The sequence below is a fragment of the Streptomyces sp. NRRL F-525 genome, from assembly GCF_000716605.1.
GTDB lineage: Bacteria > Actinomycetota > Actinomycetes > Streptomycetales > Streptomycetaceae > Streptomyces.
Genome location: NZ_JNXE01000226.1, coordinates 1 through 268 on the forward strand (window position 1 = coordinate 1; position 268 = coordinate 268).

General features: G+C 70.1%; 1 protein-coding gene. It reads right to left on the reverse strand.

What is annotated here, in order from left to right:
• A partial coding sequence (locus tag OO69_RS48640; RefSeq protein WP_158713554.1) for an AMP-binding protein occupies positions 1 to 268 on the reverse strand: 268 nt, incomplete at both ends.

Consider the following 268-nt stretch of genomic DNA (forward strand, 5'->3'; position numbering starts at 1 on the left):
CACCACACTCGCGCTGTCGACGCCGTTGAAGTCGATCATCGCGGCGAGGGCAGCACCGTCCTGCCGCTCCTCGGACGAGGCGATCGCCAACGTGCCCCCGGCCGCCAACGTCACGGCCACATCCAGCACCGCCGCGTCGAAGCTGAACGACGCGAACTGCAACGCCGTAAGCCCAGGTCCCACACCGAGAACGGGACCCATCGCCGAGGCAAGGTTGGCCACGGAGGCGTGCTCCACCGCCACACCCTTCGGGCGCCCCGTCGACCCC